Below are 18,055 nucleotides of genomic sequence, written 5' to 3'. Positions count from 1 at the left end.
AACGCCGAACCGCGCGAATTGTTTCAACAATATTTTCGGGCATGAACCGGTTCGACGGAAGCAAGCGTGACACGTGTCGCAACGGCAATAGAATTCGGCCTTCCGGCGACTATGCCGCCTTGCTGCTGGTCGCGGATTGCTCGGCCTCTTCGGGTTCGCCGTAAAGCTTGTCGAGATAATGGCCCGCGAGCAGATAATGGGCACGGACGGCTGCCGGGTGCGTCGCCGATTGCGCCAATTCGATCTCCTGTTCCGCCCGCTTTTCGAGGTAATACGGGTCATCGGAAACTGCGCTCATCTAATTGTGTTCCTTGATTTCCGTTAATGCGATGGCGCTTCCCATACGAAGGGACTGGACAAAGGTTCCTGCCCCAAAAGGCAGGCCGCCGCCCAATGCGCTCAGCCTGTCGATCGGCTGGCGCAGCAGACGGGCAAGCCGGGCCCGACGCTCATCGCCGCGGTGGATCTCGCGTGATCCGCACGAACTCGATCGCACCCGGATAGACGAACGGCGCCGCATAACCCCGCCCCGCCGGCGTTCCGCAGGTGCGGCCGACACACAGCGCGCCGAGATAGGAGGGCAGCGCCAGCTTCGCGATCCTTGTCTCGCCGACCAGGGTGCCGTCCACCGACAGCCGCCCGATCGCATCAGGTCCGCGCGCCGTAAGCTCGAACGTCAGATCATGCACGCCCGGCGCCAGCGGCTGCGCGCTGCGGATCTCGTCCCAATGCTTGCCACCGACATTGTTCTGATAGACCAGCCGGCCGTCCTGCACGAACAGCGCGAAGCCCCCTTCGCGCGCGCCGTTCGAAATGATCGTGCCGTCCGCGCCGCCCGCCGGCACCGTGATGCGCGCGGTGATGCGGTGGGGTCCGAACAGCAAAGGCGCTCCCGTCAGCGAAGGGATCGGCGCGCCGTCGCGATGGAAGACGAACTCGGTGCGCCCCGCCTCGAGCGAAGGCTTGGTCGTATCGAAGCCGATATTGGTCACCATCGGCAGCACATCGTTCTGCTCGGCTTCCTTGAGGAACAGCGCCTTCAGCTCTGCCAGCCGCTCCGGATATTTCGCCGCAAGATCGGTAGCCTGGGAGAAATCGCGCGTCAGATCATATAATTCCCATTTGTCGTCATCGACCGAGAGCGAACGTCCCGCCAATTGCCACGGCAGACTGTGCCGCGCGCTCGCCATCCAGCCGTCGCGATAAATGGCGCGGTTGCCGAACATCTCGAAATATTGGGTGCGGTGCGGCTGCACGACCGGCTTGCCGGTCAACGTCGCAGCAAAGCTCACGCCGTCGAAGCTCTTCTGGGGCACGCCGTCCACGGCTTCCGGCGGCGTGACGCCCGTCAGTTCGTAGATCGTGGGCGCAATATCGTTCACATGTGCGAATTGCGGACGCAGCGCGCCCTTGTCGGCGATGCGGCCGGGCCAGGAAATCACCATCGGGTTGCGGATGCCGCCCAGATGCGACGCGATCTGCTTGGTCCACTGGAAGGGCGTGTTGGTCGCCCAAGCCCAGGGGATGGCGAAATGGTTGTCGAGCGCGTCGCTGCCCAGCTCGTCGGCACGCGCCAACTGCGTCTTCACATCGTCCGCGCCGAGCCCATAGAATATGTCGGCGAGATTATGGTCGGACCCGTTCATGCCGCCTTCGGCCGATCCGCCATTGTCGCCCATGATGTAGATGACCATCAGATTGTCGCCGTCGGGCGCCTTGCGCGCAGCATCGATGACGCGGCCGATCTCGTGGTCGGTATGGGCCAGGAAGGCCGCATAGACCTCCATCTGGCGGGCATAGAGCCTGCGTTCTTCAGGGGAACGGCTGTCCCACGACGGCAGTTCCGCGGGCCGCGGCGTCAGCTTCGCATCCTTGGGCACCACGCCCAATTTCTTCTGCCGGGCGAAGATCTCCTCGCGCAGCCTGTCCCATCCCTGATCGAAACGGCCGCGATATTTCTCGATCCATTCGCGCGGCACCTGATGCGGCGCATGTGTGGCACCCGGTGCGAAATAGAGGAAATAGGGTTTGTCCGGCGTCAGCGCCTGATGCGTGTGGAGCCAGCCCGTTGCATCGTCGGCAATGTCTGCGGTGAAATGATAGCCAGGCCTGGCCGGCGTCGGCGCGATCACTGTGTTGCGATAGAGGATCGGCGCCCACTGGTCCGCCTCACCCGCCATGAAGCCGTAGAAATATTCGAAGCCAAGCCCGGTGGGCCAGCGATCGAACGGGCCGGCCGGGCTCGCTTCCCAATTGGGCGTGTTGTGCCATTTGCCGAAGGCCGCGGTGCTGTAACCGCTCCGCCGCAGCACATCGGCAACCGAAGCGGTCGATTTGGGCCAAATGCCGGTATAGCCCGGCTGCGCGACCTCGCTCCCTGATGCGATGGCGAAGTTGACGCGATGCTGGTTGCGGCCGGTCAGCAATGCGGCACGGGTGGGCGAACAGACGGCGGTGGTATGGAACTGGTTGAAACGGAGCCCCTGGTCCGCAAGCCCGTCGAAGACCGGTGTTGCCACCGGCCCGCCAAAGGCGCCCGGCGCGCCGAAGCCGACATCGTCGAGCAGGATCAGGATGATATTGGGCGCGCCGCGCGGCGCGGTCGCCGGCCGCTGCCACGGGTCCGCGGCGGCCGCCGGCTCGGCGGCGAGTGCCGGCATCGCCGCGCTCATTCCCACGATCAGGGCCGCCATCGCGGCTCCACGCCAAGCCATTGCCACCATCTCTTGCTCTCCCATTTCACCCAATTAAGTGTTATCACTTAAAAATGGAGTCAAGCGAGTTGAACAGCACAGCCGGGACAAAGGCGGCGAAAGCGCCACGCCGCGCCGCGACGCGCGAGCGGCTGATGGCGTCGGCCGAACAGTTGATCGGGTTGAAGGGGATCGACGGCGTTTCGCTTGAGGAGATTGCGAAACATGCCGGCCAGGCCAACAAATATGCCGTGCAATATCATTTCGTTAGCCGCGAAGGGTTGATCCAGGCGATCCTCGACACCCGCATCGCCGCGATCGAGCAGCGGCGCAGGGCGTTGTTGGATCACATCGATCTTTCCAGTGTAAACGAGATACTAAACGCCTTCGTCCTGCCGCTTGCCGAGCAAGTCGACGAAAATGGCGAATGCGCCTTCGCCCGCTTCCTCCTCCAGTTCGCGACACAGTTTCAGCCTTGGTCTGGCATCGTCCATCCGCTGGTGAGCGCAGGCGAGGACAGCGCATCCCACGCTCTCAGCCGCGCGCTCGCCACGCTGTTTCCCCACATCCCGGAACCGGTGTTGGGCCAGCGCCTCATCCTGCTGATGCACCTGCCGCTCCGCGTGCTGCTGCCCGACGAGCACCAGTCCGCCGTCACCCGCGCCGCACGCCTCGACGACACCGTCGCCATGATTGCAGCAGCCCTTGCCGCTCCGCTCAGTCGAGCTTGATCCCGGGTCGCCATCCGCTGTTCGCGAGAAAGGCCTTGGCGTCCTGCATCTCGATGATATCTCGCACCGCCGCCTTCTTGTCGCGCGCATGGACATAATAGGCTTTGGCGATGCGGTAACCGACCCAATAGCCCAGATCGCCCGGCCATTCCGGCGTGCCGACGCCATTGTAGAGCCAGCGGGATTTCAGCGCGACCTGATCCTGCTCCGCGGCGAAGGCGGTTTCCAGTTCGAGTTCACGTCCCTTGGTCGCGGTCTGCAGGTGCGTGTAGCTCACCGATCCTGAAATCAGCTCGCCGATAAACTCCGCCCCGCCTTCGATCAGCGCGGCCCTCAGCACCTTCTCTTCCGGATTCTCGATCTGCGCCGCGGGCTGCTGAACATGCACATATTCGTGCGCGATCAGGTGGACGAAACGATCCTCCAGATTGGGGTTGAGGAAATCGACCGCGCACAAGGTCTCCAGGCCGACCATCACGCCCGATGTGTTCGCGGTCCCGCCGGTCCTCCCCCGCCCGATCGCCAATGTCACCGGCGGATAGATGGCCGCAGGATAGAGCTTTCCCAGTTTCGCCAGCATCGGCGAAAGCCGCGTCTTCACCGCGGGCAGCACCGCGGCGCAGCGCCGCGCATCGGCAAAGACGGCGGGCCGCTCCTCGATCGCCTTGGCCATGCTTTCGCCGGTGAAGCGCCTGAGCTTGGCGAACTCGGCTAGCCCCGCCGTACCCTTGTCGAGATAATTGCGCTGGATCGCCTCGGCCGTCGGCTTGCCGCCCGCAGCATCATAGACCGCATAGAAGCGCTCGACATCCTCGCTATGGATTTCCGGGCTGCGGGCTGCGGCTCCGCCGAGAGCAAATGCGGCGGCCGCCACGAACAGGATCTTGTGCTTCATGCCACCCCGCATAATCCGGCGGAGCCGCGCAAGCCATTGGAAACTAATTGCGGCTTGGCTAGCTCAGCGATCGGGAAAGGCAATGGCTTCCAGATGCCCGCGATCCAGGATCGTGCAATCCCGGTCGCCTCGCGCATAGGTGATCGCACCCGCCGTCTTGAACAACGTGAGCTGCCGGCTCACCGTCTCGATCGTCATGCCCAGATAATCAGCCATTTCGCCGCGGCTGATCGGTACATGCACGCGGATCGTGCCGGTCTCGTCCCGGCTACCCGTGCGATCCGCGACTTCTAGGAGAAAGCTCGCCACCCGCTCCCTGGTGCTCTTGCGTCCCAGCGAGAGCATTCTTCCCTGCGCCTCCTGCAGCGACGCCATCGTCCGTTCGAGCAGCATCCGCTCCATGCGCGGATGTTCGTCCAGCACGCGTTCGAAACCCGCGCGCGGAAAGACGCAGAGGTCCGTGTCGACCAGCGACGTGATGGTCAGGCTCGTCTGGTCGGTGAAGATCTGGCCTACGAAGTCGCCCGGATAGAGCAATCCCACGATCTGCTCGCGACCATCCGCGGTGGAGGCGGTCAGCTTCAGCGCGCCGCTAACGACGTTGGCACAACTCGTGCTGGCATCTCCCGCCCAGTTTACCACCGCCCCGGCATGAACCACTCGCCGCCGGCCGATCTCGCTCAATGTCGCGAGTTCCTGGTCGTCCATGCTGGAACAGAGCGCCGTATCGCGGACAAGGCAGTCGAGACAACGCTGGGGAAACCCACTCATTCCCCAGCCTGTCTCACAAATCGGCCTGCTTGTCAGCACGATGGGCCGTGCCCGCTCGGCGGCGATCAACCTTTGCGGAACGCATCCGCGATCGACACGAAGCCGAGCCCGCCCATGAACAGCGCCACTTCGGCAATCGCAATATATATGAACCAGTTGCCACTCATCGGAACCTCCTGACCGAACCAAGTGACATCTGCTTTGCCATCGGTGCCGGCGGAGGCTTTGACATTCGTCAAATGATGCAAAAAGGGCAGCCAGCTTGCGCCGGCTGCCCTCGAGCTTACGAAACGGAAGTGCCGGAAAGCCGGCGCATCAGCTTCAGAACGCCTTGGCGATATAATCCATCGCGGCCTTGCGCTTGGGCGTCTCGGTCAGCGGCTGACCGGTATATTCGCGCATGCCCCAGGCACCATATTGGCTGATCGGCCCCGTCGAATTGAACAGGGTCATCGCGTCCGCACCCTGGGCCCGCCAGGCGGTCAGATACTTCTTGTAGAGCGTATACATCCGCGGATCGCGGTTGATCGCAGTGACAAGCGGGATATTGCTCGCGTTCACTACATGCTGACCGCCTTCATAGGTGATGTACCGCTTGCCGTAGCGGCGGGCGACCACCTTATTCTCAATGGCCTTCGCAACGGTCGCATCGACGTCGGCGTTCAGATACGTGAAGATGTTGGTGAGGTCGGTGATCGTCGCCCGCGTGCCGCCGAACGTGCCGCCGCCGAAATAGGGCGCCGTCGCCAGCGCATCGACGTTGGCAGCGGTGTCACGATACTTCAAAATCTGTTCGGCAACCCACGGATTGGCGTTCTGGCTCGAAACCACGCGCACCAGTCGAGCCGGAGTGGCCTTGAACACGTCGGCCCAGATCTTCTGCATCGACACCGTCTTCTGGGCGTAGCGGTACATGGCGGCATCGCCGGGGGACGTGGAGAGACCCATGGCGAGGCCCTCGTCGCGCGCCTGCAGCGTCACCGGGAAGCCCCAGTTCCACACCTCGTTCGACATCTCGACATAGACCTTGCGGCCCGAAGAGAGATTGTCGCGGACATAAGTGGCAAAACGGCGCACGAAGTCATCATCCGCATTCCACGGCATGGAGAACCAGGGGTCCGCGCCGACCTGATTGGCCAGCGCGACCATATGTTCTACCGAGACACCCAGCTTGCCGGCCTGGGTCTGGTTCTGCTGGGTAACGCGCGTGGCCCAGGTCACCGAAGCATTGGCGTTGGTGTTCTGCCAGTCCATGAAGCGCAGGACCTTGTAACCCTGCAATTGCTGCAGGAATTGCGGCGAGAACAAAGTGGTCGCCGACGCGCTCTTTTCACGACAATCGATCTGGCGCAGCGGATCCGCTTTGTCGGTCACGCTCAGCGACACCCAGACGCTCTTGGTCTTGGGGCTGCCCGCCGGCGCCCAATCGAACTCGAAGCTGTTGCCGCTGCGGGTGATGCTGCTCACCGAGCCGCCAGGCGCCAATGTGCCCTTGCCCAGCCATGTGCACCGAATGCGCGTCGCGCTCGATCCCATGGCGCCTTCTGGCGGCACCAGGAGCAGATGGGCGATCTCGCCGGTGGTCAGCGCAGTCACGTTGCCGTTGACGTCGAGCTGCGCCGGATTGAAGGTCTGCCAGCCGGATATGCCCGGCTTCTGGCTTCCCCAGCCGGAGCCCTGCGCCAGGTTCATCAGCGCGCGGTCCTGCATGTAATAATTTGGCGCTGCCAGGTTCACGCCCAGCGTCGCAGGCTCGGCCGTTGGCGGCGAAGGGGGCGTTGGGGTGGGGGTCGGCGTAGGGGTCGGAGTCGGGGTAGGAGTCGGCGTGCCCGGCGCCCCGTTAGCGTAAGAATCGGAATCCGTGACGATCGACGAAATGTCGAAATCGATGTCATCGCCGTCGATAGCGAGCGCGGCGACGGCGGTTCCCGTCAATATAATCATAGGGATAGCAAATATAGGAGCACGAGCCGCCTTGCGGGCGGCGGGCTTTGCGACTTGGGACATTGTTTTCGTTTCGCTTTCTTTTGACCGACACCCCCATGCCGGCCTTGCGTTGACGCGTGCGTCCACTGCATGCGGTTCAATAAAAAGCGATAGCTAGCCTTTCGACTTATCGGATTTATTTACCTTATCTCGACGATCCGTTTCCCAGCTGCGACCAAACGTGATGCGCGCCGAGTATTCTCGGCTTGAGATCGCCGCGAGCGGCAATCACAGGTAAATTAATTAATTACCTGAAATTTCAATGATACTGTCGATCCCACCGCTTGCTGGCTGAACGCTTGCCGCATAGGAATTGTTGGACGCGGATGAACTCCCTCGAACTTCAGGCCCCAGTCCCATGACCCCACTCCCCTCTGAATCTGGCTATCAACCGGTCGGACCTCGTCGGACGTTCGAAGATCTCGTGGCGGGCGAATTTCGTCGATCGCGCTCGATGCTGGTCACGCAGGATGAGATTCTGGAGTTCGCCCGGCGCTATGACCCGCAATGGTTTCACAGCGATCCCGAATTGGCGCGCGGATCTGTGTTCGGGGAATTGGTTGCCAGCGGAATCCACATTCTTGCCATGTGGCGACAGCTTGATCATGAGATCAATTCGGACGTGGATTTCGTCTGCGGCGTGGGCTGGGACGATCTGAGATTGAAAAAGCCGGTGAAGGCCGGCGACAGCCTCCACGTCACTTCCGAAATCCTGGATCTGCGGCCATCCACCAGCGGCACGGACCGCGGCACTGCGATCACCCGTTATGAGGTGGTCAACCAGCGGGGCGAGACCGCGGTCAGCTTCACCAGCATCAATCTGGTCTATACGCGCTCGGGACGCGACAAATCGCGCGCGACTGCGTCCGCCTCCGCATAAGCAGCCTCCATCACCGGATCCACCATCGCCGGATCGCCGAAGGTGGGCTTGATGCGGACGGTGCGGATATCGGTGACGCCGATGAAGTTGAGCCAAGCGGCCAGATAGGTGATCTGATGATCCAGCGCCTCCAGCGCATTATCGGGGCGGATGTCGAGCGCGCCCGAAGCGATGATGATCGCCGTCCGCCCCGCGGCCATCCCCTCGACATTCCCGGCCGCATCGACCCCGAAGGCGAGGCGCGGTTGGGTGACGAGATCGACATAATGTTTGAGCGGATAAGGAATGCCGAAATTCCACATCGGCACGCTGAACAGCCAGATGTCGAAACCGAGCAGATGATCGACCATCTCCCCGATTCGCTCCCATTCCGCTTTGACCTCCGGCGCCACGTCTTGCCCCTCGATCAGCGCATTACGGCCCTCGATCGCAGCGCCGTCGAAGGCCGGAAGGCGGACATCGAACAGCGCCAATTCCTCAATCTCCATACCATCGAGAGCCTGAATGATCCGGCGCGCGATCGCGGTAGAGCGGGATCGTCGCCCTCGTGGACTCGCGATGATATGGAGGAGCCGCGTCACCGCCGCTGATCGAAACGGCGGCCGAGCATGGCGCCGGCGATATTGGTCTTCTGGATGTCGATCGCGCCGCCGGCGATCCCCCAGCCCCAGGAATCCCGAAGCCGTCGCTCCATGGGGAATTCCTTGGAATATCCATAAGCGCCCATGAGTTGCAGGGCGTCCCCCGTCACCTCACGGGCAATGGTGTTGGCGAAGCATTTGCCGACCGAGCTGTCGAGCACCGAAGGCAGGCCATCCTCGGCATTGGCAGCGGCGCGCCAGATGAGCAGCCGCGCGGCATCGCACTTCATCTGCATTTCAGCGAGCTTCAATTGCACGGCCTGGAACTCGACAATCGGCTTTCCGAACTGCTGGCGCTCCTGCACATAATGGCAGACATCCTCCAGCGCGCCCGATGCCTGGCCGAGCGCCATGGTGGCATTCCCGCACCGTTCCAGATCAAACGCCTCCATCAGCTTGCGGAAGCCGCCGCCGGCCGAGACGACCACGTTCCCGATCGGCACTTCGCAATCATCGAAATTGAGGTCGGACGAGGGAATGCCGCGGAAACCCATGAGTTGTTCGGCCGGGCCGAAGGAGAGGCCCGGCGTACCCTTTTCCACCAGCACGGCACCGATGCCCTTCGCGCCCGGATCGTCGGACAGGCGGCAATAGACGAGATAGGCATCGGCATGGCCACCGCCCGAGCACCAGCGCTTGGTGCCGTTCAGCACCACCTTGTCACCGCGGATCTTCGCCGTCGTCTTGAGATCGGTGAGCGCGCTTCCCGCGTCCGGCTCCGACATGGACACCGCCACCACCATCTCGCCCCGGCAAACCGCGGGAACGATCCGGTCGCGCAAGGCGGGCGGCGCGAAATGCTCGATCGCGCGGACAGGGCCGACCGAGGATTCGAAGATCGGGAAGGCCACGGCCGACGAGACCTTGGCAAATTCCTCCAGCACGACGAGTGCTTCGATATTGCCGAGCCCGAGGCCGCCAAGGCTTTCCGGCACGTTGATGCCGAGGAAACCCATTTCCGCATAGCGCCGGATCAGTTCATGGCTGGGCGGCGTGTTCGACCGCTCCAGTTCCGCGGCAATGGCGGGCAGTTCGGCACGGGCAAATTCGCGGGCCGCCGCCTGCAACTGCAATTGATCAGACGTCAGACGGAAATCCATCGGCACTCCCCTTCATCCCGACCAGGAGGGCCGGACCTGTGGCTCATCTCGTTGTTTTGTCAGGCTTCGACCCAGGGCTGCAACACCTGTTCGACACGGGTTTCGGGCGGCACCTGATTCAGGCCGATGCGCCGATCCAGTTCCTCATGCCAATGATAGATGCGCCGTTCCTGATAGTTGAGCGGCATACCGCGGAAGCCGCGGCTTTCGAGGGATTCCTGGATCTGCGGCGCGAACTGGAGGTCCTCGTAGAGGATGCGTTCCCAATTCTTGATGCGCGTTTCCCATAACGGGCTGGGATCGGCGGGATCATAATCGGGCGCGATCCAGCTCGATACGACACGGCAGCTTTTGTCGGAGGTCGGCCAGAATTGCAGGATCGGGATGCCACTGTCGGACGGCGGCATCACGAAATTGGGATAGATATGATAGCTGACATTGTTGTCGGCCGGGATCTCCGTCACCGTCGGGATCTTCGGCATCCCGATCGTGCCGGGATCCTTCCAGTCGGGCCGACTGTTCGGCGTCACCATGCGGCTGTGGCCGTTGGGCCAGAGCGTCACGAACATGCCGCGATGATCGAGGAAACGATCGACCGTCCGCTGGTGGATCGACTTCAGGTGATAGACCTCGAGGAAGGCATCGAGCAGCACCTTCACATTGCATTCGACGTCGTAGCTGCGGGCCTCGACGAAGCGCAGTTCATCGAGCGCATATTGAGCGAGTTCGTCGCGCATCGGCCCGAGATGATCGAGCAGCGCCTCCGCATCCGCATCCTCATTGACGAAGATCAGGTTGCCGAGCAGTTCGCACCGGACCGAAACCAGCGACCGGCAGGAGAAATCGAGATCGACGAAGTCGCGCCTGTCGCGGACCGCCGTCAATTTGCCTTCGAGCGTGTAGCTCCAGCCATGATAGCCGCAGACAAAACCACGGGATTCGCCCGACATTTCGGTCACGATCGGAGCGCCGCGATGCTGGCAGGTGTTGTAGAAAGCCCGCACCGTCCCTGAGAGATCGCGGACGACGAGGATGGGCGAACTGAGTTCGCGCGTCAGGAACCAGCTTCCCGGATTCGGCAACTGATCCGTATGCCCGGCATAGAGCCAGGCGCGGCGCCACATCCGTTCCCTTTCCAGCGCCAGAAATTCGGGATCGACATAACGCGCGCCGGGAATGTCGGCGAGCTTGGGGAACCCCTCGGGTGGCCCTGTGCGATCGCGCTCAAAAGCCATCTGCTGCTTCGCATGGAGGGTGGCTGCTTGGTCCATCACGGGGTTCCTGCTTCCGATTGACTTCGCCCTAGCACAGCCTAGAATAAAAACAATCATGAATGCCTTTTTATTTGCGAGGCGTGACCCATCATGGCGTCAGGGAATGGCGGTTTCCCGCCATCCCATGCCAAGGATGAGGGCCACATCTCGCGCAATCGCGAGGATCGATGATGCCATTGGCCCGACCTGACATAATCCAATATGCCTGGGTGGTGCCGCGGCTGGAGGATGCGATCCTGCACTGGCACCGCACGCTCGGCGTCGGCCCGTTCCTGATCAATCGCGACATCAGGATCGGCCAGCAACGCTATCGCGGCGCGCCGAGCGCGACCCGCTTCTCGACCGCGGTCGCCCAGTCGGGCGGCGCCCAGATCGAACTGGTGGAGCAGATCGACGATGGCCCCTCCGCCTATCGCGACACCGTGCCAGCGGGCACCAGCGGCTTCCACCATGTCGCCTTCATCGCCGATGATTATGACGTCGCCCTGGCCCACCAACTCGGCACCGGCGCCGTCGTCGCGTCGGACGGCCTGTTCGGCGACATGCGCTTTGCCTATGTCGATACCGGCCAGGCCGGGCCGATGATCGAAATCCTGGAGGACAAGCCGGGCATCCGCGCCTTCTTCGGCGCGATCCGCAAAGCCGCCGAGCAATGGGACGGATCGCCGGCCACGCTGATGCGCGAACTCGGCTGAGCCTTCTCAGCCGCGCGCCGCCCTCGCCGCCTGCACCGCCGCCACGATCTCGGCATTGCGGGGGTTACGGCGCAGGGTAACACCGCCATTCACCTGCAGCACCTGGCCGGTCATGAAGCATTGATCGGATGCCACCCAGACGGCGGCATTGGCGATATCCTCGCTCGTGCCGATCCGCCCGAGCGGATATTCCCGCTTGAAAGCTTCCACCACCGCGGGGTTGCGCGAAGCCTTGGCCGTCATCGGCGTCGCGGTGAAGCCCGGCGCGATCGAATTGGCGCGGATGCCGCGATGGCCGAACTCGTTGGCGATACAGCGGATCACATGATCGGTGCCCGCCTTGGTGCCCATATAGGCGGCATGATCCTCCAGCATGATCGAGGCGGTGGCCGACGATATCTGGATCAAGCAGCCGCCATCGCGCATCTGCCGCAGCATCGCCTGATAGAACAGCAAGGCACCGGTGAACTGGAGCGCGGTGATCTGCTCGATCTCTTCCCGCGAGGTTTCCAGGAATGGCTTGAGCAGGCCCCAACCCGTGGCGTTGACGGCAATGTCGAGGCCCCCGAAGCGATCGACGCACGCATCGGCCAATCGCGCCAGCCCGGCATCGTCGGTGATGTCGCAGCCGACCCCGAGACCGCCGATTTCCTCGGCCAGTTCGTCCAGCGCCGCTTGCCCGCGGCCCGCCACCACGACTTTCGCGCCCTCGGCAGCGAAGCGTCGCGCGATTGCCTGCCCCATATTGTCACGACCGGCTGCGCCGATGACGATAGCGACCTTGCCCGCAAGCTCCTCCACTTGTCCTTCTCCCGCACCTTACAAGCAATGATGACTGCTTTTTGTTCGCGCCTTCGCAACTAAGGATGATCGCATCAATCTCAGAAGATCGCGCCGTTCGAGCGATTCCTTCGCTTCCTCAAGGTGATCATCCGCCGGCGATACCGCAAATAAAAAAACATTCATATTTGATTGTTTTTTTCAACGCCACTGCTACGGTTCGATCTAAGGTCGGAGACAGTTTATGAGTATCAGGGCACCCAACCCTGGCCTTTGCGGGACGGGGAATGCATGAAAATCGACGAGGCCCACGTCCGTCCGGACCCCGATGATCCCACCCGCCCCAAAAGAGGTTTGACCGAAGACGCGCTCGCGACGCGCGCGACGGTCTATCGGCCGGATCTGCTGGCTGGACAGACTGTGTTGATCACCGGCGGCGGCAGCGGCATGGGCAAGGCTGCAGCCTTCCTGGCGGCACGGCTTGGCGCCAATGTCGCAATCTGCGGTCGCCGTGAGGAGAAGCTGGTCGAGACAAGCGACGCCATCCGCGCTGCCACCGGCGCGAGCGTCCTGACATGCCCGATGTCCATTCGCGACCCGGCAGCCGTCGAAGCGCTCATCGCACGGGTGCACGACCAATTCGGCGGGCTCGATACGCTGGTGAACAATGCCGGCGGGCAATTTCCGCAGGACGCGATCGATTTCAGCCGCAAGGGCTGGCTGGCGGTGATCGACACCAATCTCAACGGCACCTGGTGGATGATGCAGGAGGCCGCACAGCGCTGGCGGGCGGACGGCAAGCCCGGCAACATCATCAATATCGTCGCCAATGTCGAACGCGGCATGCCGCAGGCGGCGCACACCTGCGCGGCGCGCGCGGGCGTGATCTATCTATCGAAGACCGTCGCTACCGAATGGGCACCGTTCAACATCCGCGTGAACTGCATCGGCCCGGGCGTGATCGAGACCGAAGGCTTCGGCGTCTACCCCGAAGAGGCATTGCGACGCTTCCACCAGGCCAACCCGATGAAGATCCGCGGCGACGCCTGGGACGTGGCCGAAGCAATCGCCTATCTCGCCTCCCCCGCCGCCCGCTTCGTCAATGGCGAGCTGATGATCATCGACGGCGGCCAGGCCCAATGGGGCGTCGTATGGCCGGGGGGCATGCCCGATTATTTCGACGAAGGCGGCGCGGCCTGAGCATAGCGACCGGACAGACCACAAACGGAGCGGACAGGATGGGACGGGTTTCGGGGAAGATTGCGCTCGTCACCGGGGGCGGATCGGGGTTGGGCGCCGCCGACTGCGAACTGCTCGCGCAGGAAGGCGCAACCGTCGTCGTCACCGACGTGCGGATCGAAACCGCCGAAGCCGTGGCGCAGCGGATCGGTAGTGGTGCGATCGCGATCGCTCTGGACGTCGCTTCGGAACAGAGCTGGATCGCGGTGATCGCGGAGATCGACCGCCGCTTCGGCCGGCTCGACATCCTGGTCAACAATGCCGGCGTCGTGCTGGTCGCCGATGTCGAGCAGACGACGCTGGAACAGTTCCGCTGGGTGAATGCGATCATGAGCGAGGGCGTGTTCCTCGGTTGCCAGCATGCGATTCCGTTGATGAACAAGGGCGGCGGCGGATCGATCATCAATATGTCGTCGACCGGCGCGCTGCTCGGCTATCCGATCTACCTTGCTTATTCGGCCGCCAAGGGCGCCGTGCGGTCGATGACCAAGTCGGTCGCGGTGATGTGCCAGGTGAAGGGGTACAAGATCCGTTGCAATTCGGTGCATCCCGGCGCGATCGAAACGCCGATGGTGCAAGAAGCGGAAGGCCGTATCGGCATCGAAGAACAGGTTGCCGAAGGGGTGCTGCCGCCCGACGCGAAGGGCCATCCCCGCGATGTCGCCAATATGGTGCTCTATCTGGCGAGCGACGAATCCCGCTTCGTCACGGGCGCGGAATTCGTCGTCGACAACGGGCTCACCATCCGGCCATTCTAGCCACCCGCATTTTCCGCCATCTGCCGATCGAGTTCGGCATGGAAATGGCGCAACCGCGCTTCCTGTTCGCTCCATAACGGCCCGCGGAAACCGCGCGACCGCGCGCCCGCCTGGACGATCGGCAGCAGTTCCGAATCCTGATCGAGCACCTCGCCCATCCCCGGCGGCTCGCCGAGGCCGGTGCGGATGATGTCGGGCCGGGTATTGCCGGTGAGGTCGGTGTCCTCGGCCAGGCCCATCCACGCCGGCGCCGCATAACCGGGCGCATTGATGTACCGGAACAGGATGCAGGTATCGTAGGTGAACTGGTTGGGATCGGTCGGGTGCGGAATGAAGCGGTGGAGGAACACCGCTTCCGGATGGCAGCCGATCTGCACGTTGGGAAAGACGCTGTAGATCGTGGAATCGCTGAGCTGCGTATCGCTGAACTTGTCATAGCCCAGCCCGAACCGGCGGCTGCGGTCGCGCTTCGCCTGCTGGACGGCGGCGCGTGATTCATGGGCCGTGCCTTCGAACTGCGCCGGATCGATCCCGGCGTCGCGCAACATCAGTTCGATGCCAGGATTGACCGTTTCCTGATCGGCATAACGACGGCTGGGCTGGGCGAAGGGCACGAACTGGCGGCTGAACCCGCCCGGATAGAGATCGATCTGGGTGCGATCGTCCATCAGACACTGCGTCTGCGGGTGGACCGCATGGAGATGATAGGTCTCGGCAAAGGCATCGACACCGCCCTTCCAGTTCGATCCCCAATCCGAACGGCGGTGCTGGACCACGTTCATCTCGGCAATGTCATAGAGTTCGAGCTGGCCGAGGATCGGCGCCAGCCACTGTTTCAAGGGCTGAACATCCGGGTCCATCGAGATGAAGACGAGGCCCGCCGCGACCTCGCAGCGCACCGATGTGAGATTGCGATCGTGGCAGAGCACTTCGGGCCGGAAGGTCTCCGGATCGGTGACGGCGACATTCTCGCCCTCCAGGTTGAACTTCCAGCTATGGAACGGACAGGTGAAGCGCGGGAGCGAGCCGGTGTCGGACTGCACCAACTGGCTGCCGCGGTGCGGGCAGACATTGTAATGGGCATGCACATCATCATCGTCGCCGCGGACGATGATGAAGCTTTCCGGGCCGATATCGAACCGCACGAAATCGCCGGCCTCGCGAATGTCGGAGACGGGGCAGGCGAGCAGCCAGTTGCGGGCGAAGACGCGTTCCCATTCGAGCCGGGCGAATTCGGGATCGTGATAGCGGTCAGGCGTCGGGCGCGCCGTGCCATTGTCGATCGACGGCCCCCGCGCGTTGAACGGATGGGGATCGCCGACATGGATCTCCCACGGGAGATGGGGATAGTTCATCGTCGCTCTCCTCGACTCCGCCCGGCCTTATCGGGTCTCGCACCATAAAAAGACAATCATGATTGTTTTTCAAGTCGGCATTTCGATACGGTCAAATTGCCGATCAGCCCAGCATTTCGGCCGAAATCGGATCGGCACGGCAACAAATTATCGAGCGACTATACTCTCTTTTGCGCGGGTCCGCAGATATTGGCGCAGATCATCGCGATCGCCCGGTGACAGTTCGGAAAAGCGGGGCATGCCCTGGCCGACCAACATGCCCTCCCCCAGGATCGCAGCGAAGGCGTCCGGCGACAGGATGGCACCCGACGCGCGCAGATCCGGCGCGGGGCCCGCCGCGATTGCTTCGCCGCCATGGCAGACGACGCAGCGCGCATTGTAGATCGCCTGACCGCGATCGGCGGATGCGCGGTCCGCGCGGTAGTCGGCATCCTCGACGGGCGCGAAGACATATTTGGCCGGGGCCGGCAGCACCGCCTTGCCGTCGATCGCGAAGGTCAGCACGCGGCGGGCCTGCTCGCGATAACCGATATTGTAACGCGCCAGCAGCGGCCCGAGGAAACCGCCGCTGGTGCCGTTGCCGGTGAGCACGGTGACATATTGCTGGCCGCCGGCGCGATAGGTGATGGGCGGCGCGATGACTGGCGCACCCGCGGCGAAAGACCATAGCCGCTTGCCGGAGCGCGCATCATAGGCATTGAACAGGCCGTCCATCTGCCCCTGGAAAACCAGATTGCCGCCCGTCGCCATTACGCCACCGTTGAAGTGGAGGGGCGTTGGCACGCGCCAGGCCTGTTTCTGCGTAACAGGATCCCACGCCACCAGCGCGCTCAGGCTATCCCCCGCGCCCTTCGGCACCGACACGGCGGACGACACCGCATAATCGAGGGCCATGCCGGGCTTGCGCTTCCAGTTGGCCGGCGTGATCCCGCGGTCATCAAACGTGACTTCAAGCTCGATCGCCGGGATGTAAGCGAGCCGGCTGCTTTCACTGAAGGCCATCGGCAGCCAGCTATGCGCCCCGATCGGCGTCGGCGAGAAAGTGACGGGGCCCTTTTCATAACGGATATTGGGCATCTCCACCGGTCGCCCGGTGGCAAGGTCGATCCGCTTGGCCCAGGTGACCTTCACGAACGGTTCGGCCGAGATGAGCTTACCGTTGGTGCGGTCGATCACGTAGAAGAAGCCGTTCTTCGGCGCGGTCATCACCACCTTGCGGCGCTGGCCGGCGATGTCGAGATCGGCAAGTTGCATGTCCATCGCGGCGTTGAAATCCCAGCTTTCGCCAGGATTGATCTGGTAGTGCCATTTATAGGCGCCGGTCTTGGCGTCGACCGCGACGATCGAGCAGAGGAAGAGATTGTCGCCCTGGCCCGCGCTGCGGATCTTGTGGTTCCAGGGCGATCCGTTGCCAGTGCCGAGCAGGATCGTATCGGTATCGGCATCATAGGTGATGGCGTTCCACACGGTGCCGCCGCCGCCATGCTTCCAATACTCGCCGGCCCAGGTCTTGGCCGCCATTTCCATCGCGGGATTTTCGAAGCCGTCAGCGGGGTTGCCGGGCACCGTCCAGAAGCGCCAGAGTTGCTTGCCGGTTTCGGCATCATAAGCGGTGACATAGCCGCGGATCGCCGCTTCGTCCGCGCCGGCATTGCCGATGATGATCTTGCCGTCGAACGCGCGCGGCGGGCCGCTTATGAAGCGAGGGTCGTCCGCGCCCATCGTCATCGCCGACCAGACCGGCTTGCCGGTCCGCGCATCGATCGCGATCAGCCGGCCGTCTTGGGTGGCGGTGTAGATCTTGCCGTTCCACCAGGCGATGCCGCGGCTGCCCCAGCCTTGGCGCAGTTTCTGCCCCGACGCCTCGGGCGCCTTGGGATCATAGGTCCACAGCAATTTGCCCGATTGCGCATCGAGGGCGTGGACCAGGCTGTAGCGGCTGGCGAAATAGAGGATGCCGTCCACCGCGATCGGGCCGGTGACGGAATTGCCGGGTTCGAGATCCATCGACCATGCGAGGCCCAGTTTGCCGACATTGCCGTCGTTTACGTCCTGAAGCGGGCTGTAATGCTGTTCGCCATAGGTGCGGCCGAAACCGGGCCAGTCGTCGCCGCTGCTGTTATCGCGCAGTTTCGCCGCGCTTGCCGTTTCTTGCGGTGAAGAAGAATCGTTCGTCGCACCACACGAAACCACAAATATAGCTGCAATCAAGCAAGCGATATTCCGGCGATAACGATAGTCTTTCGTCACCGCATTC

The 18,055-nt window shown here is 63.0% G+C and carries 16 protein-coding genes; 5 read left to right on the top strand and 11 right to left on the bottom strand.

Annotated features, from left to right (window positions below; all coding sequences use genetic code 11):
- Positions 1 to 109 precede the first annotated feature (109 nt).
- A complete protein-coding gene (locus tag ACFB49_RS03570) occupies positions 110 to 298 on the bottom strand; it encodes a hypothetical protein (protein ID WP_380876040.1) in 189 nt (62 codons plus the stop codon).
- Positions 299 to 449: 151 nt separating this feature from the next.
- Positions 450 to 2,693, bottom strand: coding sequence for an arylsulfatase (locus tag ACFB49_RS03565; RefSeq protein WP_380876037.1), 2,244 nt, complete (start codon positions 2,691 to 2,693; stop codon positions 450 to 452).
- 89 nt (positions 2,694 to 2,782) lie between these two features.
- Here ACFB49_RS03565 and ACFB49_RS03560 point away from each other — a divergent pair, with 89 nt between their 5' ends.
- Entirely contained in the window at positions 2,783 to 3,424 is a 642-nt protein-coding gene (locus tag ACFB49_RS03560; RefSeq protein WP_380876035.1) for a TetR/AcrR family transcriptional regulator, read from the top strand.
- Here the strand turns inward: ACFB49_RS03560 and ACFB49_RS03555 are convergent.
- The 3 genes from ACFB49_RS03555 to ACFB49_RS03545 form a co-directional block, all read right to left on the bottom strand.
- Positions 3,411 to 4,319, bottom strand: a complete 909-nt coding sequence (locus ACFB49_RS03555; RefSeq protein WP_380876032.1) for a DUF2268 domain-containing putative Zn-dependent protease — start codon at positions 4,317 to 4,319, stop codon at positions 3,411 to 3,413. The genes ACFB49_RS03560 and ACFB49_RS03555 overlap by 14 nt on opposite strands.
- A gap of 63 nt (positions 4,320 to 4,382) precedes the next feature.
- Positions 4,383 to 5,090, bottom strand: a complete 708-nt coding sequence (locus tag ACFB49_RS03550; protein ID WP_380876030.1) for a Crp/Fnr family transcriptional regulator — start codon at positions 5,088 to 5,090, stop codon at positions 4,383 to 4,385.
- 321 nt (positions 5,091 to 5,411) lie between these two features.
- The gene (locus tag ACFB49_RS03545) at positions 5,412 to 7,034 is read right to left on the bottom strand and encodes a hypothetical protein (RefSeq protein ID WP_380876027.1); all 1,623 of its coding nucleotides are present in this window, start codon (positions 7,032 to 7,034) and stop codon (positions 5,412 to 5,414) included.
- A gap of 358 nt (positions 7,035 to 7,392) precedes the next feature.
- Between ACFB49_RS03545 and ACFB49_RS03540 the strand changes: the two genes are divergently transcribed.
- Positions 7,393 to 7,956, top strand: coding sequence for a MaoC family dehydratase (locus ACFB49_RS03540; protein ID WP_380876025.1), 564 nt, complete (start codon positions 7,393 to 7,395; stop codon positions 7,954 to 7,956).
- Here ACFB49_RS03540 and ACFB49_RS03535 read toward each other — a convergent pair.
- From ACFB49_RS03535 to ACFB49_RS03525, 3 genes are read right to left on the bottom strand one after another with little or no spacing between them, the layout of a single operon-like run.
- A complete protein-coding gene (locus ACFB49_RS03535; RefSeq protein ID WP_380876023.1) occupies positions 7,902 to 8,537 on the bottom strand; it encodes an FMN-dependent NADH-azoreductase in 636 nt (211 codons plus the stop codon). The two genes, ACFB49_RS03540 and ACFB49_RS03535, sit on opposite strands and share 55 nt — an antisense overlap.
- On the bottom strand, positions 8,534 to 9,697 hold the full coding sequence (locus ACFB49_RS03530) for an acyl-CoA dehydrogenase family protein (RefSeq protein ID WP_380876021.1): 1,164 nt from the start codon (positions 9,695 to 9,697) through the stop codon (positions 8,534 to 8,536). Before ACFB49_RS03530 ends, ACFB49_RS03535 begins: the two co-directional genes overlap by 4 nt.
- 59 nt (positions 9,698 to 9,756) lie before the next feature.
- Positions 9,757 to 10,968, bottom strand: coding sequence for an aromatic ring-hydroxylating dioxygenase subunit alpha (locus ACFB49_RS03525; protein ID WP_380876019.1), 1,212 nt, complete (start codon positions 10,966 to 10,968; stop codon positions 9,757 to 9,759).
- A 179-nt stretch (positions 10,969 to 11,147) separates the two neighbouring features.
- Between ACFB49_RS03525 and ACFB49_RS03520 the strand changes: the two genes are divergently transcribed.
- Complete coding sequence (locus tag ACFB49_RS03520; RefSeq protein ID WP_380876016.1) at positions 11,148 to 11,666, top strand: VOC family protein; 519 nt, start codon at positions 11,148 to 11,150, stop codon at positions 11,664 to 11,666.
- A 6-nt stretch (positions 11,667 to 11,672) separates the two neighbouring features.
- Here the strand turns inward: ACFB49_RS03520 and ACFB49_RS03515 are convergent, their stop codons facing one another.
- Positions 11,673 to 12,467, bottom strand: a complete 795-nt coding sequence (locus ACFB49_RS03515) for an SDR family NAD(P)-dependent oxidoreductase (RefSeq protein ID WP_380876013.1) — start codon at positions 12,465 to 12,467, stop codon at positions 11,673 to 11,675.
- Between the two features lie 270 nt (positions 12,468 to 12,737).
- On the opposite strand from ACFB49_RS03515, the gene ACFB49_RS03510 reads away from it, so the two are divergent.
- Positions 12,738 to 13,646 (top strand): SDR family oxidoreductase, encoded by a 909-nt coding sequence (locus ACFB49_RS03510; RefSeq protein WP_380876011.1) that lies wholly within the window; start codon positions 12,738 to 12,740, stop codon positions 13,644 to 13,646.
- Positions 13,647 to 13,684: 38 nt separating this feature from the next.
- The gene (locus ACFB49_RS03505) at positions 13,685 to 14,443 is read left to right on the top strand and encodes an SDR family oxidoreductase (protein WP_380876009.1); all 759 of its coding nucleotides are present in this window, start codon (positions 13,685 to 13,687) and stop codon (positions 14,441 to 14,443) included.
- On the opposite strand, the gene ACFB49_RS03500 is transcribed toward ACFB49_RS03505, so the two are convergent.
- Both ACFB49_RS03500 and ACFB49_RS03495 read right to left on the bottom strand, forming a co-directional pair.
- Positions 14,440 to 15,798, bottom strand: a complete 1,359-nt coding sequence (locus tag ACFB49_RS03500) for an SRPBCC family protein (RefSeq protein ID WP_380876006.1) — start codon at positions 15,796 to 15,798, stop codon at positions 14,440 to 14,442. The genes ACFB49_RS03505 and ACFB49_RS03500 overlap by 4 nt on opposite strands.
- A gap of 147 nt (positions 15,799 to 15,945) precedes the next feature.
- A complete protein-coding gene (locus ACFB49_RS03495; protein WP_380876003.1) occupies positions 15,946 to 18,048 on the bottom strand; it encodes a PQQ-dependent dehydrogenase, methanol/ethanol family in 2,103 nt (700 codons plus the stop codon).
- Positions 18,049 to 18,055: the final 7 nt, after the last annotated feature.

The organism is Sphingomonas sp. DBB INV C78 (assembly GCF_042693015.1).
In the GTDB taxonomy this organism is placed as follows: Bacteria; Pseudomonadota; Alphaproteobacteria; order Sphingomonadales; family Sphingomonadaceae; genus Sphingomonas_E.
This window is presented reverse-complemented; position numbering and strand designations above follow the sequence as displayed.